General features: G+C 69.7%; 17 protein-coding genes. 15 read left to right on the plus strand and 2 right to left on the minus strand.

What is annotated here, in order from left to right:
• The first annotated feature begins 10 nt into the window (after nt 1–10).
• Genes ACFYNU_RS17570 through nuoN form a run of 13 tightly spaced genes read left to right on the plus strand, consistent with a single transcriptional unit; the run spans nt 11 to nt 15,704 of the window.
• Nucleotides 11–565 (plus strand): NADH-quinone oxidoreductase subunit B family protein, encoded by a 555-nt coding sequence (locus ACFYNU_RS17570; RefSeq protein ID WP_023539435.1) that lies wholly within the window; start codon nt 11–13, stop codon nt 563–565.
• A complete protein-coding gene (locus ACFYNU_RS17575) occupies nt 562–1,341 on the plus strand; it encodes an NADH-quinone oxidoreductase subunit C (protein ID WP_388766600.1) in 780 nt (259 codons plus the stop codon). Before ACFYNU_RS17570 ends, ACFYNU_RS17575 begins: the two co-directional genes overlap by 4 nt.
• The gene (locus ACFYNU_RS17580) at nt 1,338–2,660 is read left to right on the plus strand and encodes an NADH-quinone oxidoreductase subunit D (protein ID WP_356586648.1); all 1,323 of its coding nucleotides are present in this window, start codon (nt 1,338–1,340) and stop codon (nt 2,658–2,660) included. The genes ACFYNU_RS17575 and ACFYNU_RS17580 overlap by 4 nt, the downstream gene beginning before the upstream one ends.
• Nucleotides 2,661–2,692: 32 nt before the next feature.
• Entirely contained in the window at nt 2,693–3,511 is an 819-nt protein-coding gene (gene nuoE, locus ACFYNU_RS17585; protein WP_356586990.1) for an NADH-quinone oxidoreductase subunit NuoE, read from the plus strand.
• A complete protein-coding gene (gene nuoF, locus ACFYNU_RS17590; RefSeq protein WP_356586650.1) occupies nt 3,511–4,866 on the plus strand; it encodes an NADH-quinone oxidoreductase subunit NuoF in 1,356 nt (451 codons plus the stop codon). The genes nuoE and nuoF overlap by 1 nt, the downstream gene beginning before the upstream one ends.
• Nucleotides 4,863–7,400 carry an NADH-quinone oxidoreductase subunit G gene (locus tag ACFYNU_RS17595; protein ID WP_356586652.1) on the plus strand — a complete coding sequence of 846 codons (2,538 nt, stop codon included), beginning with the start codon at nt 4,863–4,865 and terminating at the stop codon, nt 7,398–7,400. Before nuoF ends, ACFYNU_RS17595 begins: the two co-directional genes overlap by 4 nt.
• Nucleotides 7,397–8,791, plus strand: a complete 1,395-nt coding sequence (gene nuoH, locus ACFYNU_RS17600) for an NADH-quinone oxidoreductase subunit NuoH (RefSeq protein WP_356586654.1) — start codon at nt 7,397–7,399, stop codon at nt 8,789–8,791. The genes ACFYNU_RS17595 and nuoH overlap by 4 nt, the downstream gene beginning before the upstream one ends.
• A complete protein-coding gene (gene nuoI, locus ACFYNU_RS17605) occupies nt 8,784–9,443 on the plus strand; it encodes an NADH-quinone oxidoreductase subunit NuoI (RefSeq protein ID WP_356586656.1) in 660 nt (219 codons plus the stop codon). The genes nuoH and nuoI overlap by 8 nt, the downstream gene beginning before the upstream one ends.
• Nucleotides 9,440–10,273, plus strand: coding sequence for an NADH-quinone oxidoreductase subunit J (locus ACFYNU_RS17610; RefSeq protein WP_356586658.1), 834 nt, complete (start codon nt 9,440–9,442; stop codon nt 10,271–10,273). Before nuoI ends, ACFYNU_RS17610 begins: the two co-directional genes overlap by 4 nt.
• Nucleotides 10,270–10,569 (plus strand): NADH-quinone oxidoreductase subunit NuoK, encoded by a 300-nt coding sequence (gene nuoK / locus ACFYNU_RS17615; protein WP_069927518.1) that lies wholly within the window; start codon nt 10,270–10,272, stop codon nt 10,567–10,569. Before ACFYNU_RS17610 ends, nuoK begins: the two co-directional genes overlap by 4 nt.
• A gap of 14 nt (nt 10,570–10,583) precedes the next feature.
• On the plus strand, nt 10,584–12,479 hold the full coding sequence (nuoL, locus tag ACFYNU_RS17620; RefSeq protein ID WP_356586661.1) for an NADH-quinone oxidoreductase subunit L: 1,896 nt from the start codon (nt 10,584–10,586) through the stop codon (nt 12,477–12,479).
• A 4-nt stretch (nt 12,480–12,483) separates the two neighbouring features.
• Nucleotides 12,484–14,055 (plus strand): NADH-quinone oxidoreductase subunit M, encoded by a 1,572-nt coding sequence (locus ACFYNU_RS17625; RefSeq protein WP_356586663.1) that lies wholly within the window; start codon nt 12,484–12,486, stop codon nt 14,053–14,055.
• On the plus strand, nt 14,052–15,704 hold the full coding sequence (gene nuoN / locus ACFYNU_RS17630; protein WP_356586665.1) for an NADH-quinone oxidoreductase subunit NuoN: 1,653 nt from the start codon (nt 14,052–14,054) through the stop codon (nt 15,702–15,704). The genes ACFYNU_RS17625 and nuoN overlap by 4 nt, the downstream gene beginning before the upstream one ends.
• A gap of 90 nt (nt 15,705–15,794) precedes the next feature.
• Here the strand turns inward: nuoN and ACFYNU_RS17635 are convergent, their stop codons facing one another.
• A complete protein-coding gene (locus ACFYNU_RS17635; RefSeq protein WP_356586667.1) occupies nt 15,795–16,088 on the minus strand; it encodes a hypothetical protein in 294 nt (97 codons plus the stop codon).
• On the minus strand, nt 16,085–17,308 hold the full coding sequence (gene fahA / locus ACFYNU_RS17640; protein WP_356586669.1) for a fumarylacetoacetase: 1,224 nt from the start codon (nt 17,306–17,308) through the stop codon (nt 16,085–16,087). Before fahA ends, ACFYNU_RS17635 begins: the two co-directional genes overlap by 4 nt.
• A gap of 318 nt (nt 17,309–17,626) precedes the next feature.
• On the opposite strand from fahA, the gene ACFYNU_RS17645 reads away from it, so the two are divergent.
• Together ACFYNU_RS17645 and ACFYNU_RS17650 are read left to right on the plus strand one after the other, a co-directional pair.
• Complete coding sequence (locus ACFYNU_RS17645; protein ID WP_356586671.1) at nt 17,627–18,637, plus strand: polyprenyl synthetase family protein; 1,011 nt, start codon at nt 17,627–17,629, stop codon at nt 18,635–18,637.
• Between the two features lie 269 nt (nt 18,638–18,906).
• Nucleotides 18,907–20,175: a DUF2092 domain-containing protein gene (locus ACFYNU_RS17650; RefSeq protein ID WP_356586673.1), complete on the plus strand. Its 1,269-nt coding sequence runs from the start codon at nt 18,907–18,909 to the stop codon at nt 20,173–20,175.
• The last annotated feature ends 113 nt before the right edge of the window (nt 20,176–20,288 follow it).

Below are 20,288 nucleotides of genomic sequence, written 5' to 3' on the forward strand. Positions count from 1 at the left end.
GGGGCAACCAATGGGACTCGAAGAGAAGCTGCCGAGCGGTTTTCTGCTGACCACCGTCGAGCAGGCCGCGGGCTGGGTACGCAAGTCGTCCGTCTTCCCGGCGACCTTCGGCCTCGCCTGCTGCGCCATCGAGATGATGACGACGGGCGCCGGCCGGTACGACCTGGCCCGGTTCGGCATGGAGGTCTTCCGCGGCTCGCCGCGCCAGGCCGACCTGATGATCGTGGCAGGACGGGTGAGCCAGAAGATGGCGCCCGTCCTGAGGCAGGTCTACGACCAGATGCCGAATCCCAAGTGGGTCATCTCCATGGGGGTTTGCGCGTCGTCCGGCGGGATGTTCAACAACTACGCGATCGTCCAGGGCGTCGACCACGTCGTCCCTGTCGACATCTACCTGCCGGGCTGCCCACCGCGGCCGGAAATGCTGATGGACGCCATCCTCAAGCTCCACGAGAAGATCCAGACCTCCAAGCTCGGGGTCAACGCGGAGGAGGCCGCCCGCGAGGCGGAGGAGGCGGCGCTCAAGGCGCTCCCGACGATCGAGATGAAGGGGCTGCTGCGGTGAGCGACGAGCAGCGATCCGGAAGTTCCCCGGACAACGACCAGCCGACCGACGCCCGGCCGGCCGACGAGGCGGGCAGCAGTGTGCCGTCCGCGCGCGGCCAGGCCGCCGAGGTCATCGGCGTACGCAAGGGCATGTTCGGCACCGACAGCGGCGGCGGTGACACCAGCGGCTACGGCGGTCTCGTCAGGACCGTGAGCCTGCCGGGCGCCGCCAGCCGCCCGTACGGCGGCCGGGACGGTGTCTTCGACGAGATCGCCGACGAACTCGAAGGCGCGCTGGAGGAGCAGGGACTGCTCCCCGCCAACGCCATCGAGAAGACCGTCGTCGACCGTGGCGAGATCACCTTCCACATCGCCCGCGAACATCTGGTCCAGGTGGCCAGGACCCTGCGCGACGACCCGGCGCTCCGCTTCGAGCTGTGCACGGGTGTGTCCGGCGTCCACTTCCTGGGCGACAAGGGCCGCGAGCTGCACGCCGTCTACCACCTGCGCTCACTGACGCACGGCCGGCTGATCCGTCTCGAGGTGTCCGCACCGGACGCCGACCCGCATGTGCCGTCCCTGGTCGAGGTCTATCCGACCAACGACTGGCACGAGCGCGAGACGTACGACTTCTTCGGCCTGATCTTCGACGGCCACCCCGCCCTCACCCGGATCATGATGCCGGACGACTGGCAGGGCTTCCCGCAGCGCAAGGACTACCCCCTCGGCGGCATCGCCGTCGAGTACAAGGGCGCCCAGATCCCGTCTCCGGACCAGCGGAGGTCGTACTCATGACCACCCCCCATGCCACTCCCCGTGCCACCACCGAGGGCACCGTCTACACCGTCACCGGCGGTGACTGGGACGAGGTCGTCGAGACCGCGGCCAAGTCGGACGACGAGCGCATCATCGTCAACATGGGTCCCCAGCACCCGTCGACGCACGGTGTGCTCCGGCTGATCCTGGAGATCGAGGGCGAGACCGTCACCGAGGCCCGCTGCGGCATCGGCTATCTGCACACCGGTATCGAGAAGAACCTCGAATTCCGCAACTGGACGCAGGGCACCACCTTCGTCACGCGCATGGACTATCTGACGTCCTTCTTCAACGAGGCGGCGTACTGCCGCGCCGTGGAGACGCTGCTGGGTATCGAGGACGACATCCCGGACCGGGCGAACATCATCCGCGTCCTGCTGATGGAGCTGAACCGGCTCTCCTCGCACCTGGTCTGCATCGCCACCGGCGGTATGGAACTCGGCGCGACCACGATCATGATCTACGGTTTCCGCGATCGTGAACTGATTCTCGATGCCTACGAGTTGATCACCGGACTGCGCATGAACCACGCGTACATCCGGCCCGGCGGCCTCGCCCAGGACCTTCCCCCGGGCGCCGTCGACCATCTGCGCGAGCTGCTGAAGACCCTGCGCAAGAACCTGCCGGAGTACGACAAGCTCGCCACCGGCAACCCGATCTTCAAGGCCCGTATGCAGGACGTCGGCTATCTCGACCTGGCCGGCTGCATGGCGCTCGGCGCCACCGGACCGATCCTGCGCTCGGCCGGACTGCCGCACGACCTGCGCAAGACCGACCCGTACTGCGGCTACGAGACGTACGACTTCGACATCCCGACCGCCGAGACCTGCGACGCCTACGGGCGCTTCCTCATCCGGCTGGAGGAGATGCGCCAGTCGCTGCGGATCGTCGAGCAGTGCCTGGACCGGCTGGAGCCGGGCCCGGTCATGGTCGGCGACAAGAAGATCGCCTGGCCCGCGCAGCTCGCGCTCGGCCCGGACGGACTCGGCAACTCGCTCGACCACATCAAGAACATCATGGGCACGTCCATGGAGGCTCTGATCCATCACTTCAAGCTGGTGACGGAGGGCTTCCGGGTCCCGCCGGGGCAGGCGTACGCCGCCGTCGAGTCGCCCAAGGGCGAACTCGGCGTGCACGTCGTCTCCGACGGGGGCACGCGTCCCTACCGGGTCCACTTCCGCGACCCGTCGTTCACCAATCTCCAGTCCATGGCGGCCATGTGTGAGGGCGGCCAGGTCGCCGACGTCATCGTCGCCGTCGCGTCCATCGACCCCGTGATGGGAGGCGTCGACCGGTGACCACCACACCGAATTCCGAGGTCAGCCTCGGAATGCCCCAACTCCCCGCCCCCGACTACCCGGCCGATGTACGCGCCCGGCTGGAGACGGACGCGAAGGAGGTGATCGCCCGCTACCCCGACAGCCGCTCGGCCCTGCTGCCGCTGCTGCACCTCACCCAGTCCGAGGACGGGTACGTCACCCGTACCGGCGTCCGGTTCTGCGCCGAGATGCTGGGGCTGACCACGGCCGAGGTGACCGCGGTCTCCACCTTCTACTCGATGTACCGGCGCAAGCCCTCCGGCGACTACCAGGTCGGCGTCTGCACCAACACGCTGTGCGCGGTGATGGGCGGCGACGCCATCTTCGACGGGCTCAAGGAGCACCTGGGCGTCGGCAACAACGAGACCACCGAGGACGGCAAGGTCACGCTGGAGCACATCGAGTGCAACGCGGCCTGCGACTTCGCGCCGGTGGTGATGGTCAACTGGGAGTTCTTCGACAACCAGACCGTCGAGTCGGCGAAGCAGCTCGTGGACGACCTGCGGGCCGGCGAGCAGGTCGCACCGACGCGCGGCGCGCCCCTGTGCACGTACAAGGAGACCGCGCGGATCCTGGCCGGCTTCCCCGACGAGCGCCCCGGCGCCGTCGACGCCACCGGCGGCGCGGGCCCGGCCTCGCTGATCGGCCTCCAGCTCGCCAAGGGCGAGGCCGTACCGGCCCGTACGCCGCGCCCGCGCGGCGACGCGGCCCCGCGGGACACCCCGCCGCAGCCCGGCTCCGAGCACCTCAGCTCCCATGACGCGCCGCAGCAGACCGCGCCGTCCGACCCCGCGAACCCCACGGGCCCGGTAGACGGGGAGGGGAAGTGATGACCACAGCACCCGAGATGAGCGACACCGGCCCGGAGAAGCTCCTGACCCCGGTCCTGTCCGCGTTCTGGGACCAGCCCGACGCGTGGACGCTGGACACCTACCGGCGGCACGAGGGGTACGAGGGCCTGCGCAAGGCGCTCGCCATGACGCCCGACGACCTCATCGCGTACGTGAAGGACTCCGGTCTGCGCGGCAGGGGCGGCGCGGGCTTCCCCACCGGGATGAAGTGGCAGTTCATTCCGCAGGGCGACGGCAAACCGCACTATCTCGTCGTCAACGCCGACGAGTCGGAGCCCGGCACCTGCAAGGACATCCCCCTTCTCTTCGCCAACCCGCACTCCCTCATCGAGGGAATGATCATCGCCTGCTACGCGATCCGCTCGCAGCACGCCTTCATCTATCTGCGCGGCGAGGTCGTGCCCGTACTGCGCAGGCTGCACGAGGCCGTGCGCGAGGCGTACGAGGCGGGCTACCTCGGCAAGGACATCCTCGGCAGCGGGATCGACCTCGACATCACCGTGCACGCGGGGGCCGGCGCGTACATCTGCGGCGAGGAGACCGCGCTGCTGGACTCGCTGGAGGGGCGGCGCGGACAGCCCCGCCTGCGCCCGCCGTTCCCGGCGGTCGCGGGTCTCTACGCGTGCCCCACTGTGGTGAACAACGTCGAATCCATCGCCTCGGTTCCCGCGATCCTCAACCGCGGCAAGGACTGGTTCAAGTCGATGGGCAGCGAGAAATCCGCGGGCTTCACGCTCTACTCGCTCAGCGGCCATGTCACCAGCCCCGGCCAGTACGAGGCCCCGCTCGGCATCACCCTGCGCCAGCTGCTCGACATGGGCGGCGGCATGCGCAAGGGCCACCGGCTCAAGTTCTGGACGCCGGGCGGCTCCTCGACCCCGATGTTCACCGACGAGCACCTGGACGTGCCGCTCGACTACGAGGGCGTCGGCGCCGCCGGCTCCATGCTCGGCACCAAAGCCCTCCAGTGCTTCGACGAGACGACCTGCGTGGTGCGGGCCGTCACCCGGTGGACCGAGTTCTACGCCCACGAGTCCTGCGGCAAGTGCACCCCCTGCCGCGAAGGCACCTACTGGCTGGTGCAGTTGCTCCGCGACATCGAGGCCGGCAAGGGCGTCCCGTCCGACCTCGACAAGCTCAACGACATCGCCGACAACATCAACGGCAAGTCGTTCTGCGCCCTCGGCGACGGCGCCGCCGCGCCGATCTTCTCCTCGCTCAAGTACTTCCGCGAGGAGTACGAGCAGCACATCACCGGCAAGGGCTGCCCCTTCGACCCGGCGAAGTCCACCCTGTGGGCCGACCAGCACGCGCACCTGGAGGTGAACGCATGACAGTCACCACCTCCGCCCCCACCGGCGGCGGCGAGGCGGCGGTCCCGCCCGAAGATCTCGTCTCGCTGACGATCGACGGCATCGAGATCTCGGTCCCCAAGGGGACCCTGGTGATCCGCGCCGCCGAACTCCTCGGCATCGAGATCCCCCGGTTCTGCGACCACCCGCTCCTCGACCCGGCCGGCGCCTGCCGGCAGTGCATCGTCGAGGTCGAGGGCCAGCGCAAGCCGATGGCCTCCTGCACCATCACCTGCACCGACGGCATGGTCGTCAAGTCGCAGATCACCTCGCCGGTCGCCGAGAAGGCGCAGCGCGGTGTGATGGAGCTGCTGCTGATCAACCACCCGCTGGACTGCCCCGTCTGCGACAAGGGCGGCGAGTGCCCGCTCCAGAACCAGGCGATGAGCACCGGTCAGGCCGACACCCGGTTCGAGGGCCAGAAGCGGACCTTCGAGAAGCCCGTACCGATCTCCACCCAGGTGCTGCTCGACCGTGAGCGGTGCGTGCTCTGCGCGCGCTGCACCCGCTTCTCCAACCAGGTCGCCGGCGACCCGGTGATCGAGTTCCTGGAGCGCGGCGCGCTCCAGCAGGTCGGCATCGGCGTGGGCGACCCCTTCGAGTCGTACTTCTCCGGCAACACCATCCAGATCTGCCCCGTCGGCGCGCTGACCTCGGCGGCGTACCGCTTCCGCTCCCGTCCGTTCGACCTGGTCTCCTCGCCGAGCGTGTGCGAGCACTGCGCAGGCGGCTGCGCCACCCGCACCGACCACCGGCGCGGCAAGGTCATGCGGCGCATGGCCGCCGACGACCCCGAGGTCAACGAGGAGTGGATCTGCGACAAGGGGCGCTTCGGCTTCCGCTACGCGCAGCGCCCGGACCGGCTCACCACGCCTCTCGTACGCGGCGAGGACGGCGAGCTGGCACCGGCGAGCTGGCCGGAGGCACTTGAGGCCGCCGCGAACGGTCTCGCCGCCGCGCGCGGCCGGGCCGCCGTCCTGACCGGCGGCCGGCTCACGGTCGAGGACGCCTACGCGTACGCCAAGTTCACCCGCGTCGCGCTCGACACCAACGACATCGACTTCCGCGCGCGCGTACACAGCGCCGAGGAGGCCGACTTCCTCGCCGCCCACGTCGCCGGACACGGCGTCGACCTGGACGGCACGGGCATCACGAACACGACGCTGGAGAAGGCCCCGGCCGTCCTGCTCGTCGGGTTCGAGTCCGAGGAGGAGGCGCCCGGTGTCTTCCTGAGGATGCGCAAGGCCCACCGCAAGCACGGGCAGCGCAGCTTCTCGATCGCCACGCACGCCACCCCCGGTCTGACGAAGGCGGGCGGCACGCTGCTGCCCGCCGCGCCCGGCACCGAGACCGAGTGGCTCGACGCGCTCGCCTCGCAGACCGGCCTCGAAGGCGCGGGCACCCGCGCCGCCGACGCCCTGCGCGAGAGCGGCGCGGTGATCGTCGTGGGCGAGCGGCTCGCCGCCGTCCCCGGCGGGCTCACCGCCGCCGAAAGGGCCGCCACCGCGACCGGCGCGAAGCTCGTCTGGGTGCCGCGCAGGGCCGGTGAGCGCGGCGCGGTCGAGGCCGGCGCGCTCGCGACGCTGCTGCCCGGCGGCCGTCCCGCCACGGACCCGCGGGCCCGCGAGGAGACCGCCGAGGTCTGGCGGCTGCGTGAACTGCCGCAGCGGCACGGCCGCGACACCGGTCAGATCGTCGAGGCCGCCGCGACCGGCGAACTCGGCGCGCTGGTCGTCGCGGGCGTCGAGGTCGCCGACCTGCCGGACCCGGCACGCGCGCGTGAAGCCCTCGCGGCCGTCGGTTTCCTGGTCTCGCTGGAGCTGCGGCCCAGCGAGGTCACCGACCACGCCGACGTCGTCTTCCCGGTCGCCGCCGTCGCCGAGAAGGCCGGCACCTTCCTCAACTGGGAAGGCAGGGCGCGGATGTTCGAGGCGGCGCTCAAGCCGGAGCAGATGACGCGCCGGCTGGCCACGGACGACGCGCGAGTGCTGCACATGCTCGCCGACGCCATGGACATCCCCTTCGCGCTGCCCGACCTGAAGTCCGTACGCCGCGAACTGGACCGGCTGTCCAACTGGACCGGTGCGCACGCCGAACCGCCCGTCGAGTCCTCCCGTCCGCTGCCCCGTCCGGGCGCGGGCGAGGCGGTGCTCGCCGGTCACCGGCTGCTGCTCGACCAGGGTCGGCTCCAGGACGGCGACGAGGCCCTGGCGGGCACCCGCCACGCGGCCGTCGCCCGGCTCTCCGCCGCCACGGCGGCCGAGACGGGCGTCAAGGACGGCGACGTCCTGGCCGTCACCGGCCCCGCCGGCACGGTCGAACTGCCGCTCAGCGTCACCGAGATGCCCGACAAGGTCGTCTGGCTGCCGCTGAACTCGACCGGTGGCGGTGTCCTGTCCGACACCGGCTCCCGGCCGGGCACGCTCGTCCGGATCGGCCCCGCCGAGGGGCGGGCCCCGGCGGACGCGCGGCCGTCCGGCGCCCCGGAGTCCGACGCACCGGAGGTGCGCGCATGACCGCCCTCGACCGACTCGGCGCCCCCGCGCAGAGCGTCCTCGCCGCCGAGGACCTCTCGATGTTCGGCACCGACCCGTGGTGGCTGGTGGCCCTCAAGGCCGTCTTCTGCTTCGCGTTCCTGATGGTGACCGTGCTGGTCGCCATCGTCTGGGAGCGCAAGGTCGTCGCCTGGATGCAGCTGCGTATCGGCCCCAACCGGCACGGCCCCTGGGGCATGCTCCAGTCGCTCGCCGACGGCATCAAGCTGATGCTGAAGGAAGACGTCGTCGTCAAGCGGGCCGACAAGGTCGTCTACGTCCTGGCGCCGGTCATCGCGGCGGTGCCCGCCTTCATGGCGATCGCCGTGATCCCGTTCGGCCCCGCGGGCAACGAGGTCTCGATCTTCGGCCACCGTACGACGATGCAGCTGACCGACCTGCCGATCGCGATGCTCTACATCCTCGCGGTCGCCTCGGTCGGCATCTACGGCATCGTCCTCGCCGGCTGGTCGTCCGGATCGACGTATCCGCTGCTCGGCGGCCTGCGCTCGTGCGCGCAGATGATCTCGTACGAGATCGCCATGGGCGCCGCGTTCGCCTCGGTGTTCCTCTACTCCGGGACGATGTCGACGTCGGCGATCGTCGAGGCGCAGGCCGACCGGTGGTACATCATCCTGCTGCCGGTCTCCTTCATCATCTACATCGTCACGATGGTCGGCGAGACCAACCGCGCGCCGTTCGACATGCCCGAGTCCGAGGGCGACCTGGTCGGCGGCTTCAACACCGAGTACTCGTCGATCAAGTTCGCGCTGTTCATGCTGGCCGAGTACGTCAACATGGTCACCGTCTCCGCCGTCTCCGCCACGCTCTTCCTGGGCGGCTGGCGGGCCCCGTACCCGATCTCCTCGTTCTGGGAGGGTGCGAACCACGGCTGGTGGCCGATGCTCTGGTTCATCATCAAGGTCCAGCTGCTGCTGTTCTTCTTCATCTGGCTGCGCGGCACGCTGCCGCGCGTGCGCTACGACCAGTTGATGAAGCTCGGCTGGAAGGTGCTGATCCCGGTCTCGGTCGTCTGGCTGATGCTGGTGGCGACCGTGCGCGCCCTGCGCAACGAGAACTACGACTTCCAGGACATCGTCCTGTACGTCGCCGGGGCCGTCATCGCGATCCTGCTGCTCTCCTTCGTCGCCGACATCTTCCGGGACAAGAAGGAGAAGGCCGCAGCCGCGGCCGAACCACCACCGCCGCCGTTCGACCCGATGGCCGGTGGATTCCCGGTGCCTCCGCTGCCGGGGCAGACCCTGCCGCCCGTGCCGCGCCGACGCTCACGCGGTGAGCGCGAACTGGTTGTCAGTGGCGGAGTCAATACTGAGAGTGACGCGAGTGACGGAAAGGAGGCTGACGGTGCCTGACAACGCTTCCAAAGGTTCGACGGGGGACGACCCCGGCGCGCGCCGGCTGAATCCGGTCGCCGGCTTCGGCGTGACCTTCAAGGCCATGTTCAAGAAGCGGCTGACCGAGCAGTATCCGGAGACGGAGAAGGTGACGGCGCCGCGCTTCCACGGCCGCCATCAGCTGAACCGCCATCCGGACGGCCTGGAGAAGTGCATCGGCTGCGAGCTGTGCGCCTGGGCCTGCCCGGCGGACGCGATCTATGTCGAGGGCGCGGACAACACCGAGGAGGAGCGCTACTCCCCGGGCGAGCGTTACGGCCGCGTCTACCAGATCAACTACGCCCGCTGCATCCTGTGCGGCCTGTGCATCGAGGCGTGCCCCACGCGGGCGCTCACGATGACCAACGAGTTCGAGCTGGCGGACAGTTCGCGCGAGAGCCTCATCTACACCAAGGAGCAGCTCCTCGCCGGTCTGACCGAGGGCATGGTCGAGTCCCCGCACTCGATCTTCCCCGGCACGGACGAACAGGACTACTACCGGGGCCTGGTGACCGAGGCCGCCCCCGGCACGGTCAGGCAGGTCGCGTACACCAAGGGCGAGGTTCCGCAGGAGAGCGCCTCCACCTTCGGCGAGGACGAACCGGCGTCGAAGAAGGTGATCGGCGGATGAACACGCTCGCCGCTTCCCTCACCTCGACCGGCGAGGCCGTCCAGTTCTGGATTCTCGGCACCGTCGCCGTGATCGGCGCGCTCTGCACGATCCTGATGAGGCGGGCCGTGCACAGCGCGCTCTGTCTCGCCGGGACCATGATCATCCTGGCGGTCTTCTACCTGGCCAACGGGGCGTACTTCCTGGGCATCGTGCAGATCGTCGTCTACACCGGCGCGATCATGATGCTGTTCCTCTTCGTGGTCATGCTCGTCGGCGTCACCGCCGCCGACTCGCTCACCGAGACGATCAAGGGCCAGCGCTGGTGGGCCGCCGCCTGCGGCCTCGGCTTCGGCATCCTGCTGATCGCCGGTATCGGCAACGCGTCGCTGACGACCTTCACCGGACTCGGCGTCGCCAACGCCGGTGGCAACGTCGAGGGCCTCGCCGCTCTGATCTTCACCAAGTACGTGTTCGCCTTCGAGATCACCGGCGCCCTGCTGATCACGGCCTCCGTCGGCGCGATGGTGCTCACGCACCGCGAGCGCACCGAACGGGCCCTGACCCAGCGGGAGATGTCCGAGCAGCGCATCCGCAGCAAGCAGCTGCCGCCGCTGCCCGCGCCCGGTGTCTACGCCAGGCACAACGCGGTCGACATCGCCGGTCTGCTGCCCGACGGCAGCGCGTCGGAGCTGACGGTCAACAAGACGCTGAAGGACCGCGGCCAGATCCGGGACGTCTCCGGTGAGGCCATCGCCGATCTGAAGGCGCTGGAGCAGCGGTCGAGCGAGCGGCTGGGCCGTGCGGACCGACTCGACCGCGAGGACCGTGAGGAGGGCGTCACCAAATGAATCCGGTCAACTACCTCTATCTCGCAGCGCTGTTGTTCACCATCGGCGCGGCGGGAGTGCTGATCCGGCGCAATGCGATCGTCGTCTTCATGTGCGTCGAGCTGATGCTCAACGCGTGCAACCTCGCGTTCGTCGCCTTCTCCCGGATGCACGGCAATCTGGACGGCCAGATCATCGCCTTCTTCACGATGGTCGTCGCCGCCGCGGAAGTCGTCGTCGGGCTCGCGATCATCGTGTCGCTGTTCCGTTCGCGCCACTCGGCCTCGGTCGACGACGCCAGCCTGATGAAGCTCTGAGGGGTCGCTGAATCGTGGAGAACTTGATTGCGCTGCTCATCGCGGCGCCCCTGCTCGGAGCAGGTCTTCTGCTGTGCGGCGGGCGGCGTTTCGACCGGGTGGGCCATATCCTCGGCACGCTGCTGGCGGGTGCCTCCTTCGTGATCGGCGTGGTGCTGTTCGCGGACATGCTGGGCAAGGGCGGCGAGGACCGCGCCCTGCACCAGCACCTGTTCAGCTGGGTTCCCGTCGAGAGCTTCCAGGCGGACATCGCCTTCCAGCTCGACCAGCTGTCCATGACGTTCGTGCTGCTCATCACCGGCGTCGGCACCCTGATCCACATCTACTCCATCGGGTACATGGAGCACGACGAGCGGCGCCGCCGCTTCTTCGGCTATCTGAACCTGTTCCTCGCCGCGATGCTGCTGCTGGTCCTCGCGGACAACTACCTGCTGCTGTACTTCGGCTGGGAGGGTGTCGGCCTGGCGTCGTACCTGCTCATCGGCTTCTGGCAGCACAAGCCCAGCGCGGCCACGGCGGCCAAGAAGGCCTTCCTGGTCAACCGCGTCGGCGACATGGGCCTGTCGATCGCGATCATGCTGATGTTCACCACCTTCGGCACGTTCGCCTTCGGACCCGTCCTGGAGTCCACCGGTGAGGCCAGCGGCGGCACGATCACCGGCATCGGCCTGATGCTGCTGCTCGCGGCCTGCGGCAAGTCGGCCCAGGTGCCGCTCCAGTCCTGGCTCGGCGACGCGATGGAGGGCCCGACCCCGGTCTCGGCCCTGATCCACGCGGCGACGATGGTGACGGCGGGCGTGTATCTGATCACCCGGTCCGGCGCGATCTTCAACGCCTCGCCGGACGCTCAGCTGGTCGTCGTGATCGTCGGAGCCGTCACGCTCCTGTTCGGTGCGATCGTCGGTTGCGCGAAGGACGACATCAAGAAGGCCCTGGCGGGCTCGACGATGTCGCAGATCGGCTACATGATCCTGGCCGCGGGCCTCGGCCCCATCGGCTATGTCTTCGCGATCATGCACCTGGTGACGCACGGCTTCTTCAAGGCCGGGCTGTTCCTCGGCGCCGGCTCGGTCATGCACGGCATGAACGACGAGGTCGACATGCGCAAGTACGGCGGTCTGCGCAAGTACATGCCGGTCACCTTCGTCACCTTCGGTCTCGGCTATCTCGCGATCATCGGCTTCCCGGGGCTCTCCGGCTTCTGGTCGAAGGACAAGATCATCGAGGCGGCGTTCGCCAAGGGAGGCACCGAGGGCTGGATCCTCGGCGCCGTCACCCTGCTGGGCGCGGCCCTCACCGCGTACTACATGACGCGCGTGATGCTGATGACCTTCTTCGGCGAGAAGCGCTGGCAGCCCGACGCGGACGGCAACGAGCCGAAGCCGCACGAGTCGCCCAAGTCGATGACGATCCCGATGATCGTCCTCGCCTTCGGCTCGGTCTTCGCGGGCGGTCTCTTCTCGGTCGGCGAGTCGTTCGTGAAGTGGCTGGAGCCGGTCACCCAGTTCGAGCACGGCCACCCGCCGATCAGCGCGGCGGCCGTCACCACCTGCACGGTCGTGGTGCTGCTCATCGGTGTCGGTGTGGCGTATCTCCAGTACGGCCGCAAGCCGGTGCCGGTCACCGCGCCGCGCGGCTCGCTGGTCACCCGCGCCGCCCGCCGCGACCTGCTCCAGGACGACTTCAACCATGTGGTCCTGGTCCGCGGCGGCGAGCACCTCACCCGCTCGCTCGTGTACGTCGACCACACCCTGGTCGACGGTGTCGTCAACGGCACCGCGGCGTCGTTCGGCGGGCTCTCCGGCCGGCTGCGCAAGCTACAGAACGGCTACGCCCGCTCCTACGCGGTCTCGATGTTCGGAGGTACGGCAGTGCTCATCGCCGCGACCCTGCTGATGAGGGCGGTGTAATCAGATGTCGTTCCCCCTTCTGACGGCGACGGCGGCCGTCCCGGCGATCGGCGCCATCGTCACGGCGGCCGTCCCGGCCGCCCGGCGCACCGCCGCCAAGTGGATCGCGCTGGCCTTCTCGCTCGCCACGCTCGTCCTGGCGGCGATCGCGCTGGTCCGCTTCGAACCAGGCGGCGACCGCTACCAGTTGACGGAGTCCCACGCCTGGATCTCCGACTTCGGGGTCAGATACGAACTGGGCGTGGACGGCATCGGTGTGTCGCTGATGGCGCTCACCGCCCTGCTGATCCCCTTCGTCATCGCGGCGGGGTGGCACGACGCCGACCCGCTGGAGACCAAGAGTTCCCGCTGGCGGCCGACGCAGGGCTTCTTCGCCCTGATCCTGATGGTCGAGGCGATGGTGATCCTCTCCTTCGAGGCCACCGACGTCTTCCTCTTCTACATCCTGTTCGAAGCCATGCTCATCCCGGTGTACTTCCTCATCGGCGGCTTCGGGGACCGGGCCCACGCGGGCGGCGACGAGGCCGGAGCCACCCAGCGGTCGTACGCGGCCGTGAAGTTCCTCCTCTACAACCTGGCCGGCGGCCTGATCATGCTGGCCGCCGTCATCGGTCTGTTCGTGGAGGCCGGCACCTTCTCGCTCACCGAGATCGCGGCGGCGCGGGCCGACGGCACGCTGGACATGTCGACGGGCATGGAGCGGTGGCTCTTCCTGGGCTTCTTCTTCGCCTTCGCCGTCAAGGCGCCGCTGTGGCCGGTGCACACCTGGCTGCCCAACGCCATGGGCGAGGCCACCGCGCCCGTCGCCGTCCTGATCACCGCGGTGGTCGACAAGGTCGGCACGTTCGCGATGCTGCGCTTCTGCCTCCAGCTCTTCCCGGAGGCGTCCAAGTGGGCCACCCCCGTCGTCCTGGTGCTGGCGCTGATCAGCATCATCTACGGGGCGCTGCTCGCGGTCGGCCAGCGTGACATCAAGCGGCTGATCGCCTACGCGTCGATCTCGCACTTCGGCTTCATCATCATGGGCATCTTCGCGATGACCAGCCAGGGCCAGTCGGGCGCGACGCTCTACATGATCAACCACGGCATCTCGACGGCCGCGCTGCTGCTGGTCGCGGGCTTCCTGATCTCGCGGCGCGGCTCCCGGCTCATCTCGGACTACGGCGGAGTGCAGAAGGTCGCCCCGGTCCTGGCCGGCACGTTCCTGATCGGTGGACTGGCGACGCTCTCGCTGCCGGGGCTCGCCCCGTTCGTGAGTGAATTCCTGGTCCTGGTCGGCACGTTCAGCAGATATCCGGTGATCGGCATCATCGCGACCATCGGCATCGTGCTCGCCGCGCTCTACGTCCTGGTCCTCTACCAGCGCACGATGACGGGCCCGGTCAACGAGTCGGTCCGCCATATGCCGGACCTGAAGCTCCGCGAACTGGCGGTCGTCACCCCGCTGATCGCGCTCCTTCTCTTCCTGGGCGTCTACCCGAAGCCGCTGACCGACATCGTGAACCCGGCGGTGGAGCACACCATGAGTGACGTCCAGAAGTCCGACCCCAAGCCCGAGGTGGAGGCAGCACCGTGAGTGCGACAGCTGTCCACAGCCTGTGGACAACGACGGCGGCCGAGGGGATCGACAAGATCCAGGCCCCCAAGATCGAATACGCGCAACTGGCTCCCGTGCTGATCGTGCTGGGCGCCGCGGTCGTCGGGATCCTCCTTGAGGCGTTCGTCCCGAGGAAGGGGCGCTACTACGCGCAGCTCTTCCTCTCGGTCGTCGCCCTGGCCGCCGCGTTCGCCGCGGTGGTCGCGCTGGCGGCGGGCGGATACGGCAGCACCAAGGCGCACCTTGCCGCCATGGGCGCCATCGCCGTGGACGGCCCCGCGCTGTTCCTCCAGGGCGTCATCCTCCTGACGTCGGTCGTCGCCGTGTTCACCTTCGCCGAGCGCAGGCTCGACCCGGCGAGCCACGGCACCCGGATCGACTCCTTCGCCGCCGAGGGCGCCTCGGTGCCCGGCAGCGAGGGCGAGAAGGCGGCGATCAAGGCCGGGTTCACCACGACCGAGGTCTTCCCGATCATGCTGTTCGCGGTGGCGGGCATGCTGGTCTTCCCGGCCGCCAACGACCTGCTGACGCTCTTCATCGCGCTGGAGGTCTTCTCCCTCCCGCTCTACCTCCTGTGCGCGCTGGCCCGCCGCAAGCGGCTGATGTCGCAGGAGGCCGCGGTGAAGTACTTCCTGCTCGGGGCCTTCTCCTCGGCGTTCCTGCTCTTCGGCATCGCGCTGCTGTACGGCTACGCGGGCTCGGTCTCGTACGCGCGCATCGCCGCCGTCGTCGACGGCACGGTGGGCACGGTCGACCCGGTCCTCGCGGACACCATGGGCAACGACGCGCTGCTGCTCATCGGCGGCGCGATGATCCTCATGGGCCTGCTCTTCAAGGTCGGCGCGGTGCCGTTCCACATGTGGACCCCGGACGTCTACCAGGGCGCGCCGACACCGGTCACCGGCTTCATGGCCGCCGCGACAAAGGTCGCGGCGTTCGGCGCGCTGCTGCGGCTGCTCTACGTGGTCCTGCCGGGCCTGCGCTGGGACTACCGGCCGGTGATGTTCGGCGTCGCGATCCTCACCATGCTGTTCGGTGCGATCGTCGCCATCACACAGACGGACATCAAGCGCCTCCTGGCGTACTCGTCGATCGCGCACGCGGGCTTCATCCTGGCCGGTGTCATCGCGATGTCGGACGACGGCATCTCCTCCGTCCTCTTCTACCTGGCGGCGTACTCGTTCGTCACGGTCGGCGCCTTCGCCGTCGTCACGCTGGTCCGCGACGCGGGCGGCGAGGCGACGCACCTGTCGAAGTGGGCGGGCCTCGGCCGGCGTTCACCCCTGGTGGCCGCCGTCTTCGCGGTCTTCCTGCTCGCCTTCGCCGGCATCCCGCTGACGTCGGGCTTCTCCGGCAAGTTCGCCGTCTTCAAGGCGGCGGCGGACGGCGGGGCCGGGGCGCTGGTCGTGGTCGGTGTGATCTCCTCGGCGATCGCCGCGTTCTTCTACATCCGGGTCATCGTGCTGATGTTCTTCAGCGAGCCGAAGGCGGACGGCCCCACGGTCGCCGTGCCCTCACCGCTGACGATGGCCACGATCGGCGTAGGAGTGGCAGTCACCCTGGTCCTGGGCCTCGCCCCCCAGTACTTCCTGGACCTGGCAAGCCAGGCGGGCGTCTTCGTGCGGTAGCCCGTACGGGCCCCTAGGCCCGTACGGCCGTACACAAGCGCGGCGGGGCTCCACCGGCACGGTGGGGCCCCGCGTGTTCGTGGCCGGGCCTCAGGAGGCCGGGGGTGACTTCGGGAGGCCCAGGGCGCCGTCGACGCAGCCGGCCGTCCAGGCGGTGGTCGTTCTGATGCCGTCCGTCTCCGCGTGTTCACCGCACTCGGACATGGCCGCACCGGTGTCGGACGGGTCGGCCCCGCCCAGATGGCCGCGTGGGCCCTTGTCGCGGCCGAAGTCGTAGCCCTCCGCGTAGCCGGGCTCGGGCCCCCGGCCCCGGAGGGTGAGCGCCGTCAGCAGGGCCGCCAGGAGGACGAGCAGCAGGGTGAGCGGGCGTCGGGCCGTTCTCATGCCGTGGTGATACGGCCGGACACTTCGCCGAGGCCGACGCGGGTGCCGTCGGGGCCCGGGGCCCAGGCCGTGAGGGTGATCTCGTCGCCGTCCTCCAGGAACGTCCGTTTGCCGTCGGGCAGTTCGAGGGGCTCGGTGCCGTTCCAGGTCAGTTCGAGGAGGGAGCCGCGTTCCTCGCGGCGGGCGCCGCTGACCGTGCCCGAGGCGAAGAGGTCTCCCGTACGGAGCGAGGCGCCGTTGACCGTCATATGGGCCAGTTGCTGGGCCGCCGTCCAGTACATGGCGGAGAACGGGGGTTCGGAGATCACCCGGCCGTTGAGGGACACGGAGATCCGCAGGTCGAAGCCGCCGGGCTCCTCGTCGTCCGCGTCGTCCAGATAGGGGAGCAGTTCGTGCGTACGGGCCGGGGGTGCCACGCGGGCCGCGTCCAGGGCCTCCAGCGGGGTCACCCAGGCGGCGACGGACGTGGCGAAGGACTTGCCGAGGAACGGGCCGAGCGGGACGTACTCCCAGGCCTGGATGTCCCGCGCCGACCAGTCGTTGAGCAGCGAGAGGCCGAAGACATGGTCGCGGAAGGAGGCCAGCTCCACCGGGCTGCCCCGGCGCGAGGGCGTACCGACGACGAAGCCGACCTCCGCCTCGATGTCGAGCTTGACGGACGGCCCGAAGACGGGCGCGGGGTCGGCGGGCGCCTTGCGCTGCCCGGACGGGCGCGTCACGTCCGTGCCCGAGACGACGATCGTGCCGGCCCGGCCGTGGTAACCGATCGGCAGATGCTTCCAGTTGGGGGTCAGCGCGTCACCGTCGGGCCGGAAGATCCGGCCCACGTTGGTGGCGTGGTGCTCGCTCGCGTAGAAGTCGACGTAGTCCGCGACCTCGTACGGCAGATGCAGGGTGACCGAGTCGAGCGGGTGCAGCAGGGGCTCTATGTCCGGCCGGTGGGCGGGGACCGTGACCCAGGCGGTGAGCGCCCGGCGTACGTCGCGCCAGGTGGTGCGCCCGGCGGCCATCAGCGGGTTGAGGCTGGGCCGGTCCAGCAGCGCGGCGTACGGGGAGCCCAGCGCGTACGCTGCTGCCCCCGCGTCGAGCACATGGCCGCCGACACGGACCCCGAGCCGACGGCGCTCGGGCTCGTCGGCCGTGGTGAAGACGCCGTAGGGGAGGTTGTGCGGACCGAAGGGATCACCCTCGGCCAGTTCGAGCGGGCTCTGCTCGGGCATCGGTGCTGCCTCGCTTTCCGGATCGCTGCGGTCCACGTTACGTCGGTGTTGCCCGGTGGCGGCAGTGATAAAAAGCGCGCAATGACCGAAAGGGCCAGAGTGGGGTGGGGTGTTGGGGCACCGTACCGGCGGTAGCCCGAACGGGCGGGCGGTGCGGACAAACGGGGTCAGTTCTGGTCGTATTTACTGATCACGAACATACGGGTGGAGCCGGGAAGGCGCCCATGGTGATCGAAACCCGACCGGATACGCTGACTTGAATGACAGCAGCGACACATCGACAATCCATGTGATCGTCAGCAGACAGGAGTACCCCTCGTGACCGTCGTCGGGCCGTTCGGGCTGAGCGTGCGGGACCCGGCTCTTGAAGCCGATGTCCTGGCGGGATTGTCGGCCGTGGAGGCGGGTCTCCTCGAAGCCACCAAGAGCGAGGTCCCTTTCATCACGGAAGCGGCGCAGCACCTGGTGCGCGCCGGGGGCAAGCGGTTCCGGCCGCTGGTCGTGATGCTGGCGGCCCAGTTCGGTGACCCGTACGCCCCGGGGATCGTCCCCGCGGCCGTGGTCGTCGAGCTGACCCACCTGGCGACGCTGTACCACGACGACGTGATGGACGAGGCGGACGTACGCCGGGGGGTGGACAGCGCCAACAGCCGCTGGGGCAACTCCGTCGCGGTCCTCACCGGTGACTTCCTCTTCGCGCGCGCCTCGCACATCCTGGCGGACCTCGGCCCCGAGGCCGTACGGATCCAGGCCGAGGCGTTCGAGCGGCTGGTGACGGGTCAGATCCTGGAGACGGCCGGACCGCGCGATGGGCGCGACCCGGTCGGCCACTACCTCGACGTGCTCGCCGGCAAGACCGGCGCGCTGTTCGCCGTGTCCGGCCGCTTCGGCGCGCTGACGTCCGGCGCCGACGAGACGGTCACCGACATCCTCACCCAGTACGGCGAGCGGCTCGGGGTCGCCTTCCAGCTCGCCGACGACGTCCTGGACGTCGCCAGCGACTCCCACGAGTCCGGCAAGACCCCCGGCACCGACCTCCGCGAGGGCATCCCCACGCTGCCGGTGCTGCTGCTGCGCGCCCAGGCCGAGGCGCACGGCCGCCCGGAGGACATCGCGCTGGTCGAGCTGCTGGACGGCGATCTGACGGACGACGCCCGGCACGCGGAGGCGCTGCGCGGGCTGCGCGCCCACCCGGCGCTGGAGCAGGCGCGGCGGGACACCGTGCGGTACGCCGAGGAGGCGCGTACGGCGCTCACCCCGCTGCCGGAGTGCTACGCGAAGTCCGCGCTGGTCGAGCTGTGCGACCTGGTGGTCCACCGGGCGGGCTGAGTACGCCCGTTGACGCCCCCGACGACGGTCGGGGGCGTTCGGCCGTTCCGGGGCCGCGTAGTCCGGGCGTCCCCTACTGGATGGGGGAGCGGACGGCGCCGGCCGTCATCCCAGAGCAGTACGCGAGGTTGCCTCTGCGGGTTGACGCTTCCGATTAGCCGATTTGGTCTTATGGACAACACCACCCCGGACCAATTCGAGTGAGAATGGCGGCAAGGGGTGGACGAGTGCAAGGGACGGAAGCCGCCGACCACGGAGGTAGGGCACACATGGCACCGAACGACAGCGCACAGATCACCGGCGAGACCGGCGAGACCGGGGAAGTTCCGGCGGGCCGTCGCAGAGCGGCGCGCTATGTCGTCCCGGTCGCGGTCGCGGGAATCACGGCGGCCACCATCGGTCTCGTCCCGGCGCTCGCCTCGACCGGCGATCCGGATCTGCCGAAGATCAGCGCGGCCGAGCTGATCGAGAAGATCGCGGCGTCCGACACCGAGCAGTTGTCCGGCCACGTCAAGATCACCACGGACCTCGGCATCCCGGCGCTGGGCGGCCTCGGCGGTTCGGCCGCCGGGACCTTCGCGCCGAAGGCCGGCGCCGAGGGCGCCGAGGAGGGCGGTTCCGCCGCCGAGCCGAGCGGCCGGCTGATGGAGCTGGCCTCCGGCGAGCACACGCTGCGCGTCGCCGCCGACGGCCCCGACAAGCAGCGGCTGTCGATCCTGGACAGCGCCGCCGAGTACAGCCTGATCCACAACGGCGGCGAGGTGTGGGCGTACGACAGCGCCTCGAACGAGGCGTACCACGCCAAGGCTCCGGCCGGCGCCGCCAAGGGCTCGGAGAAGGGCGCGAAGGGCAAGGACCAGGCCGCGCCGGAGGATCTGCCCGCCACGCCCCAGGACTTCGCACAGGAGGCCCTGAAGGCCGCGGGCGACACCACCTCGGTGACCGTCGACGGCACGGCGCGGATCGCGGGCCGTGACGCCTACCAGCTGGTCATCAAGCCCAAGCAGGCCGGCTCGACGATCGGCTCCATCAAGGTGGCGGTCGACTCCAAGACCGGTACGCCGCTGAAGTTCACGCTCCTGCCCAGCAGCGGTGGCAAGGCCGCGATCGACGTGGGCTTCACCAAGGTCGACTTCTCGAAGCCGGCCGCGTCCACCTTCGACTTCACGCCCCCCAAGGGCGCGAAGGTGACGGAGGCCGACGAGGCGAAGGCCGCGGGCAAGGGCAAGGACCAGTCGCACAAGGCGCCCGAGGACCTCAAGGGTCTCGGGTCGGAGCCGAACGTCATCGGGGAAGGCTGGACCACGGTGGTCCAGCTCGACACCGGCGGCGTGGGCCCGGCCGCCGCGTCGAAGGACATGCCCGCGCAGGCGCGGGAGTTCGTGGACGCGCTGGGCGACAAGGTCGAGGGGAAGTTCGGCTCGGGTACGGTCTTCAAGACGCGCCTGGTGAATGCCCTGATGACGGACGACGGCAAGGTCTACGTCGGCGCCGTCACCAAGGACGCGCTGGTAAAGGCGGCCGACGCGGAGAAGTAGCGCGAAGCGCGGCGCGTGCCACGCAGGACCACGCGTACGCGCAGCACCACGCATGGACGGGCCGCCCCGTCGTACGCTCCGTACGGCGGGGCGGACCGCTGTCCGCACCGGGA

It is taken from the genome of Streptomyces sp. NPDC006643 (assembly GCF_042870175.1).
Taxonomy (GTDB): Bacteria; Actinomycetota; Actinomycetes; order Streptomycetales; family Streptomycetaceae; genus Streptomyces.